Here is a 19,562-nt window from a genome sequence, read left to right as displayed (position 1 = left end):
AATGGTGGAAATTTTATCGTTTTATGTGATATCTAAAAGATAGAATCCATCGATAAAGTAGATAGGTTATGCGTTACTCTCCCGAAGCATTAACAGCATTTGTTGAGACCGTTTCCTGCGGTTCATTTTCTGCGGCAGCGCGGCGGCTGCGTAAAAGTCAGTCCACTATCAGTACGGCGATTGCGCATCTGGAAGCCGATCTCGGTTTTGCGCTATTTGATCGTTCCTCGCGCCAGCCGACGCTCACTGAACAAGGTAAACGGGTACTTGGCTACGTTCAGGCGATTTTGTCAGCGAGCGATCGTCTGGATGAAGCTGCTATTTCACTTTCAGGCGCAACGGAAGCGCGTTTGACGTTTGTGCTTTCTGACACGCTGCATCCGGATGTGCTGGAAGAATTGATGGTGCAGTTTGACCGCCTGTTCCCCCATACCGAGTTTGAATGTCTGATTGGCGAAGATGAAGATGTGATCGATCTGCTGCAAAAGGGACGTGCTCAGGTTGGGCTTATTGAGGCGCGCGAGGACTATCCAACGGATATGGGCGTCACTCGTCTGCCAATGCAAACCTGGATGGGGTTATATGTGGCGGCCTCGCATCCGCTGGCTACGCAAAACAACCTGCAATGGGAGCAGCTCCACACCTGGCGCGAACTGCGGTTGAATACCTATCTGGAAAGCGGCACTAACGTGGCGCGTGGTCCCGTATGGTCTGCTCCTAACTATCTGTTATTGCTGAGTATGGCGGTTCAGGGGTTTGGCTGGTGCGCGCTACCTTGCGCGCTGGTGGAAGAATTTGCGGCACAAAAACCGCTGGTACAGTTGAAGATGCCCGGCTGGCCAAAGGCTATCTCTATCGACCTGCTGTGGAATAAGAAATCGCCTCCTGGCGTGGCGGGAAGCTGGTTACGCGACCATTTACAGCAGAGTGGCGTTCAGATGACCAATAAATGATACGAAATTCCTTTGTGATAAAAATCACCATTTTTAAACAACTGTGATAACTATCTTTAACAATCATCTACTATTGCGATGTTATTTTGCGCTGAGGTGGTGATGAAAGAGGTTGTGATAGTGGGGGCGTTAAGGACACCAATTGGCTGCTTCCAGGGGACGCTGGCGCGTCATTCTGCCGTTGAGCTAGGCAGCATGGTGGTCAGGGCGTTACTGGAACGCACAGGCGTGGATGTCCATGCTGTTGACGAAGTGATCCTCGGGCAGGTGCTCACCGCAGGAGCCGGGCAGAATCCCGCGCGCCAGTCTGCTATCAATGGGGGATTACCCAATACCGTTTCTGCTATCACTATTAACGATGTTTGTGGTTCGGGCCTCAAAGCGCTGCATCTGGCAACGCAGGCTATCCAGTGTGGTGAAGCCGATATTGTGATTGCTGGTGGACAAGAGAATATGAGCCGCGCACCGCATGTTCTCACCGACAGCCGCACCGGCGCGCAATTGGGCAATAGCCAACTGGTGGACAGCCTGGTGCATGACGGTTTGTGGGACGCTTTCAACGATTACCATATGGGCGTCACCGCCGAAAACCTGGCGCGGGAATACGGAATTAGCCGCGAATTGCAGGATGACTACGCGCTTCGCTCTCAGCATAAAGCGCGTATGGCGATCGACGCCGGGCGTTTTAAAGATGAGATTGTGCCGGTCGTGACCCAACGTAACGGACAATCGATCGTTGTTGATACCGATGAACAGCCGAGAACGGATGCCAGTGCTGAAGGGCTGGCGCGACTGGATCCCACATTTGATCGTTCAGGCTCTGTCACGGCGGGCAATGCGTCGTCGATAAATGATGGCGCCGCAGCCGTGATGATGATGAGCGAAGCCAAGGCGCAGGAGCTGAATTTGCCCATACTGGCGCGTATTCGAGCCTTTGCCAGCGTCGGGGTCGATCCTGCGCTAATGGGGATTGCGCCAGTGTATGCTACCCGTCGCTGTCTTGAACGAGTCGGCTGGCAGCTGGCTGATGTTGATCTTATCGAAGCTAACGAAGCATTTGCTGCCCAGGCGTTATCGGTGGGAAAAGTGCTGGAATGGGATGAGAGGCGGGTCAATGTCAATGGTGGAGCCATCGCGCTTGGCCATCCTATTGGCGCATCCGGCTGTCGTATTCTGGTGTCGTTGGTACATGAGATGGTCAAACGTCAGGCGCGAAAAGGCCTGGCTACGCTGTGTATCGGTGGCGGCCAGGGCGTCGCGCTCGCCATTGAACGAGACTGAAGCGCTTTATACTCCCCTTTCAAACACGCTCTTCTGCTGCGCTGTCCCATGCAAATGTGACAGCGTCGGTGAGTGATATCTTTAATACAAGCACACAAGAATTCATGCCTGAATACCGTCATACTTCAAGTTGCCTGGATGTTAGCTGTGCGTTACTTGGCTTACCATGAGTCTCGCCCTTACGGACCGCCGCTCCGCAGTGTTCAAAACGGCTCCTGGCCCTAGTCACTTACTTGTGTAAGCTCCCGGGGCTTCGCTCTGTTGCCACCTACAGGCCACCCGAATTATTTTGGGTATAGTTTTACCTTCCGCATGGGCTTTGACTTGGCGCGTACGCTACCGTCGTCTTTCTAACCTGCAATATCTCCTTCTTCGGTAGCCGTCCTGGTTAACTCTGTATTTTCAGTGCATTATCTCAACCACTGCTGAATCACTATTTAATTAATAATCTATTTTATTGTTTTATATGGTTTTTATATGCCTTTGCTATCATTTTTTCCGCTATTTTTGAGACCCTAACGTGATCGCAACTACACTTTTGATAATAAGATGCAGAAAAAGTGAAACATCGTTTTATTTGTAATTGAAAACGTGTTCCGGGAGGGATATCATTAACCCATTAGTTAAAAACGGAACGGTGTTTTGTTATCCGTTCAAGAATTCACGGTCAATTTATCACTGGAGGTAAATGTGGACGTAAGACAAAGCATCCATAGTGCGCATGCTAAAACCCTGGACACTCAGGCGCTGCGCAATGAGTTTTTGGTAGAAGAAGTGTTTGTCGCTGACGAATACACCATGGTTTACAGCCACATCGACCGCATTATTGTTGGCGGCATTATGCCAGTGGCAAAAACCGTATCCGTGGGTGGCGAAGTGGGCAAACAGTTGGGCGTAACCTACTTCCTGGAACGTCGCGAACTCGGTGTGATCAACATCGGTGGTCCGGGCACAATTACCGTTGACGGCCAGTGCTATGAAATCGGTCACCGCGATGCGTTGTATGTGGGAAAAGGGGCGAAAGAAGTTGTGTTTGCAAGCATCGATGCGACAAAACCAGCCAAGTTCTACTATAACTGCGCACCGGCACATACAGCCTATCCAACCAAAAAAGTGACCCCAGCCGATGTTGCTCCAGTGACTCTGGGTGATGATCTCACCAGTAACCGTCGTACCATCAATAAATATTTTGTACCAGACGTACTGGAAACCTGCCAGTTGAGCATGGGTCTGACGGAACTGGCACCTGGTAATCTGTGGAATACCATGCCGTGCCATACCCATGAACGCCGCATGGAAGTTTATTTCTACTTCAACATGGAAGAAGACACCTGCGTTTTCCATATGATGGGGCAGCCTCAGGAAACGCGTCACATTGTGATGCATAACGAGCAGGCAGTAATTTCTCCAAGCTGGTCTATTCACTCTGGCGTCGGTACAAAAGCTTATACGTTCATTTGGGGCATGGTCGGTGAAAACCAGGTCTTCGATGATATGGACCACGTTGCAGTAAAAGATCTGCGCTAGTTGCGGGCGGCAACCCTGCCTGTCTGTGACAGGCATTATAAAAAGTAAGGATTAATAATGATTTTGAATGCATTCTCTCTTGAAGGTAAAGTCGCCGTTGTGACAGGTTGTGACACTGGTCTGGGGCAGGGTATGGCGCTGGGCCTGGCTGAAGCGGGTTGCGATATCGTGGGTATCAATATTGTTGAGCCGACTGAAACTATCGAACGTGTTACCGCACTGGGCCGCCGCTTTTTAAGTCTGACTGCAGACCTGCGTCAAATCGACGGTATCCCGGCGCTGCTGGAGCGTGCAGTTGCAGAATTCGGTCATATCGACATTCTGGTCAATAACGCAGGTCTTATTCGTCGTGACGACGCGATCGATTTCAGCGAAAAAGACTGGGACGACGTGATGAATCTGAACATTAAGAGCGTGTTCTTTATGTCTCAGGCTGCGGCTAAGCACTTCATCGCGCAGGGCAAGGGCGGCAAAATTATTAACATCGCCTCTATGCTTTCTTTCCAGGGCGGCATCCGCGTTCCGTCTTATACCGCATCAAAAAGTGGTGTAATGGGCGTAACTCGTCTGATGGCGAACGAGTGGGCAAAACACAACATCAACGTTAATGCGATTGCTCCGGGCTATATGGCAACCAACAACACGCAACAGCTGCGTGCTGATGAGCAACGTAGTGCAGAAATTCTCGATCGCATCCCGGCGGGACGTTGGGGATTACCAGACGATCTGAAAGGGCCAATTGTATTCCTGGCGTCCAGTGCATCTGACTACATCAACGGCTATACCGTTGCAGTAGATGGCGGCTGGCTGGCACGCTAACGGGCCTTCTTCCTGTATCGACAAACAAAAACCCTGCAAAACAGCAGGGTTTTTTATCTTTTATCCCTTACATTTCAGATAAGAAGCTAAAAGGGTGACCTGAGAACGGTGGAATTATGCTTTCAGGAAATCTTCGCGTACGGGGGTGAAAGTATCCAGTAATGTGCCTGGTTTTAAACAAACGCAGCCATGCATAATATTGGGTCGCTTGTACAGCGTGTCGCCTGCGCGGACAACATGCTTTTCTTCGCCAATGGTAAATTCAAACTCGCCGGATAACACATAAGTGAGCTGTTCGTGCGGGTGGTTGTGCATCGGACCAATTGCGCCTTGCTCGAAATTCACTTCAACAGCCATCATTTTGCCGTCGTGAGCCAGGATGCGGCGGGTAACGCCGTTGCCCAGATCTTCGAGGGTGGTTTCTTTATGAAAAATAAACATCCGGCGGTCCTGTATTATGTTGAAACAATGTTTCATTAAATTTATATCATAAATAATTAAAAGGAAACGCAGGCTCACAGATGTGGAAAGTTGATCACATCTTTGGTTCACTGGAGCGACAACAACGAACAAGGAAAAAAAGATGAAAACTATCGGTCTGTTAGGCGGTATGAGCTGGGAATCCACTATTCCTTATTATCGACTCATTAATGAAGGTGTGAAGAAACGTCTGGGAGGCCTGCATTCGGCGCAGATCCTGCTGCATAGCGTAGATTTCCACGAGATTGAAGCTTGCCAGTCAAGTGGCGACTGGCAGCAGGCTGGTGAGATTCTGGCGCAGGCCGCCATGGGGCTTCAGCAGGCGGGGGCTCAAGGGATCGTTCTGTGTACCAACACGATGCATAAGGTCGCCGGGGCGATTGAAACGGCCTGCGAGGTGCCGTTCCTGCATATTGCTGATGCAACGGGCAGGGCCATCAGCCAGCAGAAAATGTCTAACGTGGCGCTACTCGGTACGCGCTACACCATGGAGCAGGAGTTTTATCGTGGACGCCTACAGCAAGAGTTTGGTATTAACACGTTGATCCCCGAACAGGATGACCGGCAGAAGATTAACCAGATAATCTTCGAAGAGCTGTGCCTGGGTGAATTCAGTGACACTTCGCGAGATTATTACCTTAATGTGATTGATGGCCTGGCTCGTCAGGGCGCGCAAGGCGTCATTTTTGGCTGTACCGAGATTGGCCTACTGGTTCCGGCGCAGATGAGTCCGCTGCCGGTGTTTGATACGGCTGCGATTCACGCGGCTGATGCGGTGGAGTTTATGCTGTCGTAAGCGGATCCAAAATAGCATCCAGCGGATCGATCAGAGCAGGAAGATGGGCTTGCAAATGTGCCGTAAATGCATCGACCAGTGCGGATGCCGGTCGGTGTAACGGGCGAATCAGGCTAACGGTAAACGGTACGTCGATACTGAAACGTCGAACGACAACGCCGCTGGCGGCATAATCCAGCGCAGTGAGTGGGTTTACGACCGAGATCCCTGCGCCGGCACGAACCATCGCGCAAACGGACGCGGCGCTGTGCGTTTCCAGGACCATTCGACGTTTAACCTGATGGTCATTAAACAGAGCATCCAGCAACTGACGGTAACTGTCTGTGCGTGACAGGCTGATGTAATTTTCACCCTGAAAGTCTTCTGGCGTTAGTATGGCTTTCGCACTTAGCGGGTGTCCTGAAGGCAGGACACACACTTCGTTAAGCGTCAGCAGTGCAGTACGTTCAGTGCCTGCGGGCGTGTGCAAGGTCTCTGTCAATCCCAGATCGTGGCGCTGGGCTGAAAGCCACTCCTCAAGCAGCGGTGACTCTTGCGGAACGATGTTCAGACTCACGTCCGGATAGCGAGCCAGAAACGGTTGCAGTAGGGTAGGTAAAAACGATTGTGAAAACACCGGCAGGCAAACAATTGACAGCTCGCCCTGGCGGAATTCTCGCAGGCTTTCTGCGGCATTAACAATGCGATCCAGACCATACCAGGAGCGTTGTACCTCCTCAAATAACCGTAGGCCCTGTACCGTTGGCTGCAGTCGACCACGAGTACGTTCAAACAGCGTTAACCCCAATACTTTCTCAAATCGCGCCAGTTCCCGACTGACTGTGGGTTGCGAAGTGTGTAGCATCCGTGCGGCTTCCGTCAGGTTGCCCGCTGTCATGATGGCGTGAAAGATTTCAATGTGTCGCAGGTTAACGGCAGGCATGGGCGTTCCTCGAATCAGGTAGTACATATCATTTTTGCATAGACTCGCGATAAAACGATATTTTTTATTCTCTTTAGCTTGTGGCGTAATCATAAAAAAATGAATACCGGAGTCCGCTATGCCACGCTCGCTTAATAACACCGATACTGACCTGACCGCCGACAACCTGCTGCGTCTGCCTGCCGAATTTGGCTGCCCGGTATGGGTCTACGATGCGCAGATTATCCGTGCGCAGATCGCTAAACTGAATCAGTTCGACGTGGTGCGCTTTGCCCAGAAGGCATGTTCGAACATTCATATTCTGCGTCTGATGCGCGAGCAGGGCGTGAAGGTGGACTCGGTATCGTTAGGTGAGATTGAACGTGCGCTGGCTGCAGGCTATGTCGCGGGTAAAGATGAGATCGTTTTTACTGCCGATATGATTGATGAAGCGACGCTGGCACGGGTGCATGAGTTACAAATTCCGGTTAATGCCGGGTCAGTGGATATGCTGGAACAGCTTGGTCAGGTATCGCCGGGTCACCGCGTATGGCTGCGCGTCAATCCTGGATTTGGTCACGGGCACAGTCAGAAAACCAATACTGGTGGAGAAAACAGCAAGCACGGAATCTGGTACAGCGATCTGCCAGCAGCGCTGGACGTCATTCAGCGTTATAAACTGAATCTGGTCGGTATTCATATGCATATCGGCTCTGGCGTGGACTACGGACACCTGGAGCAGGTATGTGGCGCGATGGTGCGCCAGGTGATGGAGTTTGGCCAGGATCTCGAGGCGATCTCTGCAGGCGGTGGTTTGTCGATCCCGTACCGCGAAGGAGAAGAGGCGATCAATACCGATCACTATTTCGGTTTGTGGAACGCCGCGCGTGAGCAGATCGCCAGACATCTTGGGCATCCGGTGAAGCTTGAGATTGAGCCGGGACGTTTCCTGGTCGCGGAAGCGGGCGTACTGGTAGCGCAGGTGCGCAGCGTAAAAGAGATGGGGAGCCGCCACTTCGTGTTGATCGATGCAGGTTTTAACGATCTGATGCGCCCGGCGATGTATGGCAGTTATCATCATATCTCCGCGCTGGCGGGGGATGGCCGTTCGCTGGAGCTGGAGCCTCAACGAGAAACCGTTGTTGCGGGTCCGTTGTGCGAGTCCGGCGACGTGTTTACCCAGCAGGAGGGCGGTAAAGTTGAGACCCGTCTGCTGCCTGCGGTGGCACCGGGTGATTATCTGGTACTGCATGATACCGGGGCGTACGGTGCGTCGATGTCGTCGAACTATAATAGCCGCCCGCTACTGCCGGAAGTCCTGTTTGATAACGGAGTGGCGCGGCTGATTCGCCGTCGCCAGACCATTAACGAACTCTTAGCGCTGGAACTATGACGCAATCCTGTTTAATCGTTTGACGATGAATTCCCTGGCTCTGTCAGCGTTGAAACGGAATGTCGGCGTACCAGAGTTGGGTTAAATACATTGGTAATTTCGGGCACCGGGCGTTTTTCCGCCAGCGCCAGCGCCAGTTCAGCGGCCTGCGTTGCCATCGTCACGATAGGATAACGCACCGTTGTCAGCCGTGGGCGCACGTAGCGTGAAACCAGCACATCATCAAAGCCAATCAGTGATATTTCGCCCGGTACATCAATACCATTATCATTTAATACGCCCATGGCACCGGCTGCCATTGAGTCGTTATAACAGGCTACCGCAGTGAAGCTTTTTCCACGACCAAGCAGCTCGGTCATGGCCTGTTCCCCGCCGCTTTCATCCGGTTCACCAAAGGTCACCAGCCGTTCGTTCACCGGTATATTGCTTTCTGCCAATGCATCGTAATAGCCTTTCAGACGATCTTCTGCATCCGAAATGGTGTGATTGGAGCACAGATAACCGATGCGTGTATGGCCTTGCTGGATAAGGTGCCGGGTGGCAAGCCATGCCCCGTAACGGTCATCCAGGGCAACGCAGCGTTGCTCGAAGCCGGGCAGGATTCGGTTGATGAGCACCATGCCGGGGATCTGCTGCATTAACGACGCAAGTTCAGCATCCGGAATGATTTTCGCGTGTACAACGAGAGCGGCGCAACGGTGACGAATAAGCTGCTCAATCGCCTGACGCTCTTTATGTTCGTTATGATAGCCGTTGCCAATCAGTAAAAAGTTTCCGGTATTATAGGCCACCTGCTCGACAGCTTTTACCATTGCCCCAAAGAAAGGATCTGACACATCACCTACCACCAGTCCGATGGTTTCAGTGGATTGTTGTGCCAGCGCACGCGCATTGGCGTTGGGGTGGTAGCTGAGTGATTCCATGGCACTCATTACAGCCAGGCGCGAGGCTTCACTGGCTTTAGGGGAATCATTGATCACTCGAGAAACGGTGGCGACTGATACACCAGCTAGTCGGGCTACGTCCTTTATGGTCGCCATGATAGTACCTGTTGTGGGTAAACGCTTACATTCCGCCAGTGTTACGGAAAATGGCTGGCTGTTCAAGCAGATTGCCCGCCAGAACGTCGCAAATGTGAGCGCGCACGAGCGAAGTAAGACAGAAAGGGGAAAATGAAAACCTTTGCTTACACTTTGCGATGGGCTGTTGCGATTGTTCGCTGGTGAGGGAACTGGCCACATTGCTAAAGTTGAGATCCCAGAGGTATTGATTGGTGAGATTATTCGGTACGCACTTCGTACCTGTCTCTTGCACCAACCTGCGCGGATGCGCAGGTTTTTTTTCGTCTTCTATTTACCTGTCGCACGCAATCCCCAACTCGTATAATCTGCCACCATTCATCTTTAGATAATTGATGGTACAGGGAGTTGAGATGCTATTTGGGTTATTTCGTATTCTGTTTCGCGTACTTTTTCGTGTTCGCGTCATGGGCGATGTTAGTGCGCTACAGGGAGAACGCATCCTAATCACTCCCAATCATGTCTCATTTATAGATGGTATTCTTCTGGCGCTGTTCCTGCCCATTCGCCCTGTCTTTGCCGTTTATACTTCTATCAGCCAGCAATGGTATATGCGCTGGTTAACCCCATTGATTGATTTCGTTCCGTTGGACCCAACTAAACCGATGTCGATTAAACATCTGGTTCGCCTGGTTGAGCAGGGACGCCCGGTGGTTATCTTCCCGGAAGGCCGTATTTCAACGACCGGATCATTGATGAAAATCTATGACGGTGCCGGTTTTGTCGCGGCAAAATCAGGGGCGACGGTGGTACCTGTGCGCATTGAAGGGGCAGAACTGAGTCACTTCAGCCGGCTGAAGGGTCTGGTTAAGCAGCGATTCTTCCCACGTATCCGGCTACACATTTTGCCGCCAACGGCACTGCCAATGCCTGAAGCGCCGCGCGCCCGCGATCGTCGCAAGATTGCCGGTGAAATGTTGCATCAGATTATGATGGAAGCGCGCATGGCGGTGCGCCCTCGCGAAACGTTGTATGAATCCCTTCTGGCGGCGAAATACCGCTTTGGCGCAGGTAAAAACTGCATTGAAGACGTTAACTTTACTCCGGATAGCTATCGCAAACTGCTGACTAAAACGCTGTTTGTTGCCCGCATTCTGGAAAAGTACAGCGCGGAAGGCGAGAAAATCGGCCTGATGCTGCCAAACGCGGGTATCAGCGCAGCCGTTATCTTTGGCGCTATGGCTCGCCGACGCATCCCGGCAATGATGAACTACACGGCGGGCGTAAAAGGGTTAACCAGTGCAATTACCGCTTCTGAAATCAAAACCATTTTTACCTCCCGACAGTTTCTCGATAAAGGCAAACTCTGGCATCTGCCGGAGCAGATTACTCAGGTACGCTGGGTTTATCTGGAAGATTTAAAAGCCGATGTTACCCTGGGTGACAAGCTGTGGATTTTTTCTCATTTGCTGATGCCGCATCTGGCGCAGGTCAAGCAGCAACCTGAAGAGGCTGCAGTGATCCTCTTTACCTCTGGCTCTGAGGGTCACCCGAAAGGCGTAGTGCACAGCCACAAAAGTATCCTGGCTAACGTCGAGCAAATTAAAACTATTGCCGATTTTACCGCTGACGATCGCTTTATGTCAGCGCTACCGCTGTTTCACTCTTTTGGTCTGACTGTGGGGCTGTTCACACCGTTACTTACTGGTGCTGAAGTGTTTCTTTATCCCAGTCCTCTGCATTATCGCATCGTGCCAGAACTGGTATACGACCGGAACTGCACCGTGTTGTTTGGTACCTCAACGTTCCTCGGTAACTACGCACGCTTCGCACATCCTTATGATTTCCACCGCCTGCGCTATGTTGTGGCGGGAGCAGAAAAGCTGCAAGACAGTACCAGGCAGTTGTGGCAGGAGAAGTTTGGTCTGCGTGTCCTCGAAGGCTATGGGGTGACGGAATGTGCGCCAGTCGTCTCGATTAACGTGCCGATGGCGGCAAAATCGGGCACGGTAGGGCGTATTCTACCGGGGATGGATGCCCGACTGCTGGCTGTTCCCGGGATTGAGGAGGGTGGGCGTTTACAGCTGAAAGGCCCTAATATTATGAACGGCTATTTGCGCGTCGAAAAACCCGGTGTACTGGAAGTGCCGACAGCAGAGAATGCGCAAGGCGAGCTTGAACGCGGCTGGTATGACACCGGTGATATCGTGCGCTTTGATGAGAACGGCTTCGTGCAAATTCAGGGGCGTGCTAAACGTTTTGCCAAAATTGCCGGCGAGATGGTCTCACTTGAAATGGTCGAGCAACTGGCGTTGGCGGTATCCGCCGATAAAATGCATGCTACGGCTATCAAGAGTGATGCCAGTAAAGGCGAGGCGCTGGTGCTGTTCACCACGGATGGAGAGCTGACGCGAGATAAATTGCTGCAGTATGCGCGCGCCCATGGCGTTCCGGAACTTGCCGTGCCACGTGATATCCGCCACCTGAAACAACTCCCTCTACTTGGCAGCGGTAAGCCTGATTTTGTCACGCTGAAAAGCTGGGTTGATGAACCGGAAGAACAACATGCCTGAGTCAGTTCACACTAACACTTCAATCTGGTCTAAAGGGATGTTGTCCGTTATCGCCGCGCAGTTTCTGTCGGCGTTTGGCGATAATGCGTTGCTGTTCGCCACGCTGGCGTTGCTGAAGGCGCAATTCTACCCGGACTGGAGCCAACCGATCCTGCAAATGGTGTTTGTGGGCGCTTACATTCTTTTTGCGCCTTTTGTCGGACAGGTGGCGGATAGCTTTGCCAAGGGCAGAGTGATGATGTTCGCCAACGGCCTCAAGCTATTGGGTGCGGCGAGTATTTGCTTCGGTTTTAACCCTTTTCTGGGGTATACGCTGGTGGGTATTGGCGCTGCGGCTTATTCACCGGCCAAATATGGCATTCTCGGCGAGCTGACCACTGGCGACAAACTGGTGAAAGCCAACGGACTGATGGAAGCTTCAACCATCGCAGCTATTTTGCTGGGATCTGTCGCTGGCGGCGTTCTGGCAGACTGGCATGTCATTGCCGCACTCTCTGTTTGCGCGCTGGCATACGCCGGAGCCGTCCTGGCTAACCTGTATATTCCAAAACTGGCCGCTGCTCGTCCCGGGCAATCGTGGCATCTGGGGAAAATGACGCGTAGTTTTTTCTGCGCAGCGTCTTCGTTATGGCGTGACGGTGAAACACGTTTTTCGTTAGTAGGTACTAGCCTTTTTTGGGGCGCAGGTGTGACGTTGCGTTTTCTGCTGGTGTTATGGGTACCGGTGGCTCTGGGCATCACTGATAACGCCACGCCAACCTATCTCAATGCTATGGTGGCTATCGGGATTGTGGTTGGTGCCGGAGCGGCAGCTAAGCTGGTAACGCTGGAAACGGTGTCTCGCTGCATGCCGGCGGGGATCCTGATTGGCGTGGGGGTGCTGTTTTTGTCTCTGCAACATGCGCTGCTTCCATCCTATGCGTTGCTGATGCTTATCGGTGTACTGGGCGGCTTTTTTGTTGTGCCTCTGAATGCGTTGCTGCAGGAGCGGGGCAAAAAAAGCGTTGGTGCGGGTAATGCTATTGCGGTGCAAAACCTGGGCGAAAACAGCGCTATGCTGCTAATGCTCGGCATCTACTCGTTAGCGGTTCTGGTGGGGCTTCCGGCGGTCGCGATTGGCATCGGGTTTGGCGGCTTATTTGCGCTGGCGATTACGGCGCTGTGGGTCTGGCAACGCCGTCATTAATTTGTGTGTCGGGTAGCGGTTTGGCTTTACCCGGCACACAATGCGCATTATCACGGTGCCGGGTAGGTATAAACCTGATGCACCGCTTCAATCTCCGCCAGTACCTCTTCGCTTAATTCCAGATGCAGGCTTTCGACATTGGTTTTTAACTGTTCCATCGTCGTAGCTCCCAGCAGAGTGCTGGCGACAAACGGCTGGCGACGAACAAACGCCAGCGCCATCTGGGCTGGATCCAGATTATGACGTTTCGCGATATCTACGTAAGCGGCGACAGCCTTTTGCGTCTGTTCACCGCTGTAGCGCGTGAAACGGCTAAACAGTGTATTACGTGCTCCGGCAGGTTTAGCGCCATTCAGATATTTACCGCTTAAGGTACCAAAACCCAGGCAAGAGTAGGCCAGCAGTTCAACCCCTTCATATTGGCTGACTTCCGCGAGCCCAACCTCGAAGCTGCGGTTCAGCAGGCTGTATGGGTTCTGGATGGTGACGATGCGTGGCAGGTCGTGTTTGTCAGCAAGGTGCAGATAGCGCATCACGCCGAATGCGGTTTCGTTGGAAACGCCGATATAGCGAATTTTCCCCGCACGCTGAAATTCAGTCAGAGCTTCCAGTGTTTCCAGCAGAGTAATTACCGGTGTGGAATCCGTCCAGTTGTAGCCAAGTTTGCCAAAACAATTGGTAGGGCGCTGAGGCCAGTGTACCTGATACAGATCCAGATAATCGGTTTGCAGGCGTTTAAGGCTGTCATTCAGCGCCTGGCGAATGTTTTTACGATCCAGCGCCTGATCGGGGCGAATACCGCTGTCATTGTTACGTGACGGACCGCTGACCTTCGAGGCCACGATCAGTTTTTCACGGCTACCATGTTTGGCGAGCCAGTTGCCGACGTAAGTTTCTGTGAGCCCCTGAGTTTCAGGGCGAGGCGGTACCGGATACATCTCGGCAACGTCGATTAAATTTATGCCTTGTGCAACGGCATAGTCGAGCTGTGCATGTGCGTCGGCTTCGCTATTTTGTTCACCAAACGTCATTGTGCCCAGCCCCAGTGTACTGACTTCAAGCGAGCTGTGGGGTATACGGTGATATTGCATAGCCGTTTCCTTTTTATAATCACGACATAAGGATTATAAAAATGGCTGAGGGAAGGGAAAAAGGGAAGCAAAAATTGTTAAGGCCAGCAGCATTGCTGACCTCAACCATCAACGTTCAATAATTTGAGACACATCGTCACGGTTAATTTGCATCGCGTTGCCTTGCTGATCGTGATAGCTCACCAGACCGGTATCGTCATCAATTTCCGGTTTACCGTCGGTCAGGATCATACGACCGTCTTTTGTCGCCATCACATAATCACTGCTGCATCCGGAAACTGCAAAAGCCAATCCTACGGCGGAAATTAAAACTGCCCATTTTTTCATCTGTTTATCCTCACATGGCCTGCGTCTGACAATAGTTTAGTAATAACGCGAAGTTATGCAGGACGAAAGAGGGAAAATCTTAATCTGTGAGAAGGGGAAGATGATGAGGCTATTCGCTCCCCTTGCGGGGAGCGACAGATTTTATCAGAGCGGATTTTTTTTATTGCGCAACAGGTTCAGGGTCTCTACCGCGATAGAGAAGAACATGGCGAAATAAATGTATCCTTTCGGTACATGGACATCGAAACTTTCCAGAATCAGCGTGAAACCAACCAGAATCAGGAAAGAGAGTGCCAGCATTTTTACCGAAGGGTGACGATCCACAAACTCGCCTATTGGGCGTGCTGCAAACATCATCACACCCACGGCGATGACCACCGCCGCCATCATGATAAACAGATGATCGGACAAGCCTACCGCGGTGATGACGGAGTCCAGACTGAAAATAATGTCTAACAACATGATCTGCACAATCGCACCCAGGAAAGAGGATACGCGAGTTTTCAGCCCCTCCTCTTCACCTTCAATCGACTCGTGGATCTCTTTGCTGGCTTTCCAGATCAGGAATAATCCACCAAGCAGAAGTATGAGATCTCGTGCGGATATCGCCTCGCCAAACACCTCGAATAACGGGTTTGTCAAACGAGTTACCCAGGCGATAGAGGCCAGCAAAGCCAGACGCATGAGCATCGCTGCCGCCAGCCCAATACGTCGGGCGTGACTGCGTTGCGCGGTCGGAAGTTTGGCAACTACCAGAGAGAGGAAAATAATATTGTCGATCCCGAGAACGATCTCCAGCAGCGTCAGCGTACCGAGCGCAAGCCAGGCGTTAGGATCGGTTATCCATGCAAATAACATCGAACAAAGTCCTGCCAAAAAAAAGAAGCGCTAATTATAGGCCCGTAACGCGGCGGGTGAAAGGCCGGGCAGTGCCTATTAGGGCTGGAATAAAAAATGTCGCTCCAGTAAGGCACGAGTGAAGTTCTTTTTAAGGTAAAACCCGCGTGGCAAGGTCAGGATTGGTTCGCCATTGGCACCAATAGCCTCGGTAAGCGCTCTGGCATTGGCGGCTTTTGGGCGTAGTTGTAGGACTTCCCCATGGCGAGCGGTAATGCGCTCGACGTGACCCAACACAATCATGTCCATTAACTCTTCCCAGTCCAGACGCAATTGTCGGTCCTCTTCTTCATTTGGGCTCCACAGTAGCGGAGAGCCGACGCGCCGTTCAGCCAGCGGTATATTGCGTTCACCTTCAACGGGGATCCACAGTACGCGTTTGAGTTTGTGCCGGACATGGCTGGTTTCCCACGTTACGCCTGTATTGCCGGTCAGTGGCGCTACGCAAACAAAGGTGGTTTCCAGCGGTCTGCCAAGACTGTCCACAGGGATTGTTTTCAGCTCCACGCCGAGCGCGGCAAAATCCTGTTCTGGCTTACTGCCCGCACTGGCGCCAAGCCATATCTCCAGCAGCACGCCAATCCAGCCTTTGTCCCGCTTTAAATCCTTTGGCGTAACAAGACCCGCCATCGTCGCCAACTCTCCCAAAGCGTAGCCTGAGAGTTGTCGTGCCTGGGTAAGCAACTGAGTCTCAGATTCAGGAGGTAAAAGTAACGGATGGAGTTCTGGCATTGGGTTATACCTTAGGCGAAAAAATGAGCAATGATTTTATACCGTGTGGACAGAGTTTATCTTTTTCCACATGCTATATTCAATTATATGATTTATATTGGTTTTTAGATTTCAATTCGCGGAGTTGCGCAACAGCAATTCAGGTTTTCCAATTCTGGTCACTGACAATGAACAGGATCTTACACCATGTTATCCACAGAAAGATGGGATAACTGTGAAAAATCCCTACTACTGTTTCAATTTACAGCCTTGACGTGCGACGAAAATCGAATTTTTACACAAATTGTGCCTAACTTATTGGCATAATCTGTGGATAAAACCAACGCTGGTTGATCTTTCATCAGCTCGAAGATCGTATGCGTGATGATCGTCACGTTTCTGTGTGATTATCTCCTGATCCCGAGTTTAACTTAATGAATATATAAGACTATTTTTTATGTGTGACGAAGGTCTTATTCAGACTGTTCCGGGTTTTCCCATAGTAATTCCGTACTTCTTCACAACTATATCCACAGAAAAGGTGAATAAAATCGTCCTGGCAGTGCTCCCTCTGTTTATAACTCGGGCCTTTGCTGTGAGTTATTCAATTGTTATTAGAGTATCGTGTCCTTAACAGAGTGGTTTACCGCCTCCCAGGAGTGTGAAACAATCGTTTGTATATAAGGTTTATGTTGAGGTAGTCCGGTGATTGATGACGATGGCTACCGCCCGAATGTAGGGATAGTAATTTGTAACCGCCAGGGGCAGGTCATGTGGGCCCGGCGATTTGGTCAGCACTCCTGGCAATTTCCACAAGGTGGGATAAACGCAGGAGAGACAGCAGAGCAGGCGATGTACCGGGAACTCTTTGAAGAAGTGGGGCTCAGCCGTAAAGATGTACGGATCCTCGCTTCTACTCGTAACTGGTTGCGTTACAAGTTACCGAAACGTTTGGTGCGTTGGGACACGAAGCCGGTTTGTATCGGCCAGAAACAAAAATGGTTTCTTCTGCAATTGATCAGTAGCGATGCTGAAATCAATATGCAAACCAGTAGTACACCTGAGTTTGATGGCTGGCGCTGGGTGAGTTACTGGTATCCGGTTCGACAGGTGGTGTCATTTAAACGCGATGTTTATCGCAGGGTGATGAAAGAATTCGCAAGTGTTGTGATGGCGCTTCAGGAAAGTACTCCTAAGCCGCAAAGCCCGCCTGCGTACAGACGTAAAAGAGGTTAAGCTACGCAAATTATGCTCACCCGCCTGCGCGAAATAGTCGAAAAGGTAGCCAGTGCTCCACGCCTTAATGAGGCGCTGAATATTCTGGTTACTGACATCTGTCTTGCGATGGATACAGAGGTCTGCTCGGTCTATCTGGCCGACCACGACCGACGTTGTTATTACCTCATGGCGACCCGGGGACTCAAAAAACCACGCGGTCGCACTGTTGCACTCGCGTTTGATGAAGGGATCGTTGGCCTGGTTGGCAGGCTGGCGGAACCTATCAACCTTGCCGATGCGCAAAAACATCCGAGCTTCAAATATATTCCTTCAGTGAAAGAAGAGCGTTTTCGTGCGTTCTTAGGCGTCCCGATCATCCAGCGCCGCCAGCTATTAGGTGTGCTGGTCGTACAGCAGCGCGAGTTGCGCCAGTACGATGAAAGTGAAGAGTCCTTCCTGGTCACGCTTGCCACGCAAATGGCAGCCATTCTTTCTCAGTCGCAGCTTACCGCGCTGTTCGGTCAATACCGCCAAACGCGCATTCGTGCGCTGCCCGCAGCGCCCGGTGTGGCAATTGCTGAAGGCTGGCAGGATGCCACGCTGCCGTTGATGGAGCAGGTGTATCAGGCGTCAACGTTGGATCCTGCGCTGGAACGAGAACGACTGACCGGAGCGCTTGAAGAAGCTGCTAACGAATTCCGCCGCTACAGTAAGCGTTTTGCTGCCGGGGCGCAGAAAGAAACGGCGGCGATCTTTGATCTCTACTCGCACCTGCTTTCTGATACCCGTTTACGCCGTGAGCTGTTTGCTGAAGTGGATAACGGTTCAGTGGCAGAGTGGGCCGTTAAAACGATCATCGAGAAGTTTGCCGAACAGTTTGCTGCCCTGAGTGATAGCTATCTTAAAGAGCGATCCGGGGATTTACGTGCGCTCGGTCAGCGCTTGCTGTTCCATCTTGATGACTCCATCCAGGGGCCGAATGCCTGGCCTGAGCGTTTTGTGCTGGTAGCCGATGAACTCTCAGCTACCACTCTGGCGGAACTTCCACAGGATCGGCTTGTGGGTGTTGTGGTCAGGGACGGTGCCGCCAACTCCCATGCGGCGATAATGGTTCGTGCGTTGGGTATCCCCACCGTGATGGGGGCTGATATCCAGCCATCGGTATTGCATCGTCGCACGCTGGTGGTGGATGGTTATCGCGGCGAGGTGTTGGTCGATCCGGAACCTGTATTGATACAGGAATATCAGCGCCTCATCAGTGAAGAGAATGAGCTGAGTCGCCTGGCAGAAGATGACGTTAATCAACCTGCACAATTAAAAAGCGGCGAGCGCGTTAAGGTGATGCTCAATGCCGGACTTAGTCCCGAGCATGAGCAGAAGCTGGGTAGTCGGATCGACGGTATTGGCCTGTATCGCACCGAAATCCCGTTCATGCTGCAAAGTGGCTTTCCATCGGAAGAAGAGCAGGTTGCGCAGTATCAAGGGATGCTGCAAATGTTTAACGACAAGCCTGTGACGCTGCGCACGCTGGATGTCGGGGCGGATAAGCAGCTGCCTTACATGCCAATCAGTGAAGAGAATCCGTGCCTCGGGTGGCGTGGGATCCGCATTACACTCGATCAGCCGGAGATCTTTCTGATCCAGGTACGAGCGATGCTGCGGGCAAATGCAGCAACCGGCAATCTAAGTATTTTGCTGCCGATGGTAACCAGTATTGATGAGGTGGACGAAGCACGACGTCTGATTGAACGTGCCGGACGCGAAGTGGAAGAGATGATCGGCTATGCGATCCCGAAACCACGCATCGGCATTATGCTGGAGGTCCCGTCGATGGTATTTATGTTGCCGCATCTGGCGAACAGGATCGATTTTATATCGGTCGGGACTAACGATCTTACTCAATATATTCTGGCGGTCGATCGCAACAACACACGTGTCGCCAGCATTTATGACAGCCTGCATCCGGGAATGTTACGTGCCCTGGCGATGATTGCGCAGGAAGCTGAGCGAAGTGGTATCGATTTGCGCCTGTGTGGTGAAATGGCGGGCGATCCGATGTGTGTAACTATTCTAATCGGTTTGGGCTTCCGTCATTTGTCGATGAACGGTCGTTCCGTGGCGCGAGTAAAATATCTGCTGCGACATATCGATTTTGATGAAGCGCAAACGCTGGCTCAGCGCAGCCTGGAAGCGCAGCTAGCGACAGAAGTACGCCATCAGGTGGCGGCATTTATGGAGCGTCGTGGCATGGGCGGTTTAATTCGCGGGGGATTATGAAGCCAGGGCGGGAAACAGTAGCTACACCCAATGTATTTTGAGTGTATTGAACAGGTAAGTCCGTGACAAATTCGTCAGGAACGAATTTGAACAGCCGGAGGCTGCCTCCGGTG

17 protein-coding genes are annotated in these 19,562 nt (G+C 51.8%); 10 read left to right on the top strand and 7 right to left on the bottom strand.

What is annotated here, in order from left to right:
* The first annotated feature begins 68 nt into the window (after positions 1 to 68).
* The 4 genes from AACS05_RS19115 (at position 69) to kduD (ending at position 4,580) form a co-directional block, all read left to right on the top strand.
* Positions 69 to 953 carry a LysR family transcriptional regulator gene (locus tag AACS05_RS19115; RefSeq protein ID WP_045447059.1) on the top strand — a complete coding sequence of 295 codons (885 nt, stop codon included), beginning with the start codon at positions 69 to 71 and terminating at the stop codon, positions 951 to 953.
* 102 nt (positions 954 to 1,055) lie between these two features.
* Entirely contained in the window at positions 1,056 to 2,234 is a 1,179-nt protein-coding gene (locus AACS05_RS19110) for an acetyl-CoA C-acetyltransferase (RefSeq protein WP_045447057.1), read from the top strand.
* A gap of 690 nt (positions 2,235 to 2,924) precedes the next feature.
* A complete protein-coding gene (kduI, locus tag AACS05_RS19105; protein ID WP_045447055.1) occupies positions 2,925 to 3,761 on the top strand; it encodes a 5-dehydro-4-deoxy-D-glucuronate isomerase in 837 nt (278 codons plus the stop codon).
* Between the two features lie 57 nt (positions 3,762 to 3,818).
* Positions 3,819 to 4,580, top strand: a complete 762-nt coding sequence (gene kduD / locus AACS05_RS19100) for a 2-dehydro-3-deoxy-D-gluconate 5-dehydrogenase KduD (protein WP_045447052.1) — start codon at positions 3,819 to 3,821, stop codon at positions 4,578 to 4,580.
* A 114-nt stretch (positions 4,581 to 4,694) separates the two neighbouring features.
* Here the strand turns inward: kduD and AACS05_RS19095 are convergent, their stop codons facing one another.
* Positions 4,695 to 5,021, bottom strand: coding sequence for a cupin domain-containing protein (locus AACS05_RS19095; protein WP_045447048.1), 327 nt, complete (start codon positions 5,019 to 5,021; stop codon positions 4,695 to 4,697).
* 142 nt (positions 5,022 to 5,163) lie between these two features.
* Here AACS05_RS19095 and AACS05_RS19090 point away from each other — a divergent pair, with 142 nt between their 5' ends.
* On the top strand, positions 5,164 to 5,856 hold the full coding sequence (locus tag AACS05_RS19090) for an aspartate/glutamate racemase (protein WP_045447045.1): 693 nt from the start codon (positions 5,164 to 5,166) through the stop codon (positions 5,854 to 5,856).
* Here AACS05_RS19090 and AACS05_RS19085 read toward each other — a convergent pair.
* Positions 5,843 to 6,778 (bottom strand): LysR family transcriptional regulator, encoded by a 936-nt coding sequence (locus tag AACS05_RS19085; protein WP_045447042.1) that lies wholly within the window; start codon positions 6,776 to 6,778, stop codon positions 5,843 to 5,845. The two genes, AACS05_RS19090 and AACS05_RS19085, sit on opposite strands and share 14 nt — an antisense overlap.
* A 118-nt stretch (positions 6,779 to 6,896) precedes the next feature.
* Here AACS05_RS19085 and lysA point away from each other — a divergent pair, with 118 nt between their 5' ends.
* The gene (gene lysA / locus AACS05_RS19080; RefSeq protein WP_045447040.1) at positions 6,897 to 8,150 is read left to right on the top strand and encodes a diaminopimelate decarboxylase; all 1,254 of its coding nucleotides are present in this window, start codon (positions 6,897 to 6,899) and stop codon (positions 8,148 to 8,150) included.
* Between the two features lie 11 nt (positions 8,151 to 8,161).
* Here the strand turns inward: lysA and galR are convergent, their stop codons facing one another.
* Positions 8,162 to 9,190: an HTH-type transcriptional regulator GalR gene (galR, locus tag AACS05_RS19075; RefSeq protein WP_045447037.1), complete on the bottom strand. Its 1,029-nt coding sequence runs from the start codon at positions 9,188 to 9,190 to the stop codon at positions 8,162 to 8,164.
* 392 nt (positions 9,191 to 9,582) lie between these two features.
* On the opposite strand from galR, the gene aas reads away from it, so the two are divergent.
* On the top strand, positions 9,583 to 11,742 hold the full coding sequence (gene aas / locus AACS05_RS19070) for a bifunctional acyl-ACP--phospholipid O-acyltransferase/long-chain-fatty-acid--ACP ligase (protein ID WP_045447034.1): 2,160 nt from the start codon (positions 9,583 to 9,585) through the stop codon (positions 11,740 to 11,742).
* Complete coding sequence (lplT, locus tag AACS05_RS19065; protein WP_045447032.1) at positions 11,735 to 12,928, top strand: lysophospholipid transporter LplT; 1,194 nt, start codon at positions 11,735 to 11,737, stop codon at positions 12,926 to 12,928. Before aas ends, lplT begins: the two co-directional genes overlap by 8 nt.
* 50 nt (positions 12,929 to 12,978) lie before the next feature.
* On the opposite strand, the gene AACS05_RS19060 is transcribed toward lplT, so the two are convergent.
* The 4 genes from AACS05_RS19060 to mutH form a co-directional block, all read right to left on the bottom strand.
* On the bottom strand, positions 12,979 to 14,019 hold the full coding sequence (locus tag AACS05_RS19060; RefSeq protein WP_045447022.1) for an NADP(H)-dependent aldo-keto reductase: 1,041 nt from the start codon (positions 14,017 to 14,019) through the stop codon (positions 12,979 to 12,981).
* Between the two features lie 108 nt (positions 14,020 to 14,127).
* On the bottom strand, positions 14,128 to 14,346 hold the full coding sequence (ygdR, locus tag AACS05_RS19055; protein ID WP_000758660.1) for a lipoprotein YgdR: 219 nt from the start codon (positions 14,344 to 14,346) through the stop codon (positions 14,128 to 14,130).
* Between the two features lie 144 nt (positions 14,347 to 14,490).
* The gene (locus tag AACS05_RS19050) at positions 14,491 to 15,204 is read right to left on the bottom strand and encodes a TerC family protein (protein ID WP_045447018.1); all 714 of its coding nucleotides are present in this window, start codon (positions 15,202 to 15,204) and stop codon (positions 14,491 to 14,493) included.
* Positions 15,205 to 15,282: 78 nt separating this feature from the next.
* Positions 15,283 to 15,975, bottom strand: coding sequence for a DNA mismatch repair endonuclease MutH (gene mutH / locus AACS05_RS19045; RefSeq protein ID WP_045447015.1), 693 nt, complete (start codon positions 15,973 to 15,975; stop codon positions 15,283 to 15,285).
* Between the two features lie 684 nt (positions 15,976 to 16,659).
* On the opposite strand from mutH, the gene rppH reads away from it, so the two are divergent.
* Together rppH and ptsP are read left to right on the top strand one after the other, a co-directional pair.
* Complete coding sequence (gene rppH, locus AACS05_RS19040; protein WP_045447012.1) at positions 16,660 to 17,190, top strand: RNA pyrophosphohydrolase; 531 nt, start codon at positions 16,660 to 16,662, stop codon at positions 17,188 to 17,190.
* 12 nt (positions 17,191 to 17,202) lie between these two features.
* Positions 17,203 to 19,449, top strand: a complete 2,247-nt coding sequence (gene ptsP, locus AACS05_RS19035) for a phosphoenolpyruvate--protein phosphotransferase (protein WP_045447008.1) — start codon at positions 17,203 to 17,205, stop codon at positions 19,447 to 19,449.
* The last annotated feature ends 113 nt before the right edge of the window (positions 19,450 to 19,562 follow it).

Source organism: Citrobacter sp. S-77, assembly GCF_963864895.1.
Taxonomy (GTDB): domain Bacteria; phylum Pseudomonadota; class Gammaproteobacteria; order Enterobacterales; family Enterobacteriaceae; genus Citrobacter; species Citrobacter murliniae.
This window is presented reverse-complemented; position numbering and strand designations above follow the sequence as displayed.

Excerpts from the sequence above, each read along its gene's own strand:
- lplT (WP_045447032.1), top strand. The coding sequence starts at position 11,735 with ATGCCTGAGTCAGTTCACACTAACACTTCAATCTGGTCTAAAGGGATG.
- AACS05_RS19085 (WP_045447042.1), bottom strand. The coding sequence starts at position 6,778 with ATGCCTGCCGTTAACCTGCGACACATTGAAATCTTTCACGCCATCATG.
- AACS05_RS19115 (WP_045447059.1), top strand. The coding sequence starts at position 69 with ATGCGTTACTCTCCCGAAGCATTAACAGCATTTGTTGAGACCGTTTCC.
- AACS05_RS19095 (WP_045447048.1), bottom strand. The coding sequence starts at position 5,021 with ATGTTTATTTTTCATAAAGAAACCACCCTCGAAGATCTGGGCAACGGC.
- AACS05_RS19050 (WP_045447018.1), bottom strand. The coding sequence starts at position 15,204 with ATGTTATTTGCATGGATAACCGATCCTAACGCCTGGCTTGCGCTCGGT.
- AACS05_RS19110 (WP_045447057.1), top strand. The coding sequence starts at position 1,056 with ATGAAAGAGGTTGTGATAGTGGGGGCGTTAAGGACACCAATTGGCTGC.
- aas (WP_045447034.1), top strand. The coding sequence starts at position 9,583 with ATGCTATTTGGGTTATTTCGTATTCTGTTTCGCGTACTTTTTCGTGTT.
- kduD (WP_045447052.1), top strand. The coding sequence starts at position 3,819 with ATGATTTTGAATGCATTCTCTCTTGAAGGTAAAGTCGCCGTTGTGACA.
- galR (WP_045447037.1), bottom strand. The coding sequence starts at position 9,190 with ATGGCGACCATAAAGGACGTAGCCCGACTAGCTGGTGTATCAGTCGCC.
- AACS05_RS19060 (WP_045447022.1), bottom strand. The coding sequence starts at position 14,019 with ATGCAATATCACCGTATACCCCACAGCTCGCTTGAAGTCAGTACACTG.
- lysA (WP_045447040.1), top strand. The coding sequence starts at position 6,897 with ATGCCACGCTCGCTTAATAACACCGATACTGACCTGACCGCCGACAAC.
- mutH (WP_045447015.1), bottom strand. The coding sequence starts at position 15,975 with ATGCCAGAACTCCATCCGTTACTTTTACCTCCTGAATCTGAGACTCAG.
- AACS05_RS19090 (WP_045447045.1), top strand. The coding sequence starts at position 5,164 with ATGAAAACTATCGGTCTGTTAGGCGGTATGAGCTGGGAATCCACTATT.
- ptsP (WP_045447008.1), top strand. The coding sequence starts at position 17,203 with ATGCTCACCCGCCTGCGCGAAATAGTCGAAAAGGTAGCCAGTGCTCCA.
- ygdR (WP_000758660.1), bottom strand. The coding sequence starts at position 14,346 with ATGAAAAAATGGGCAGTTTTAATTTCCGCCGTAGGATTGGCTTTTGCA.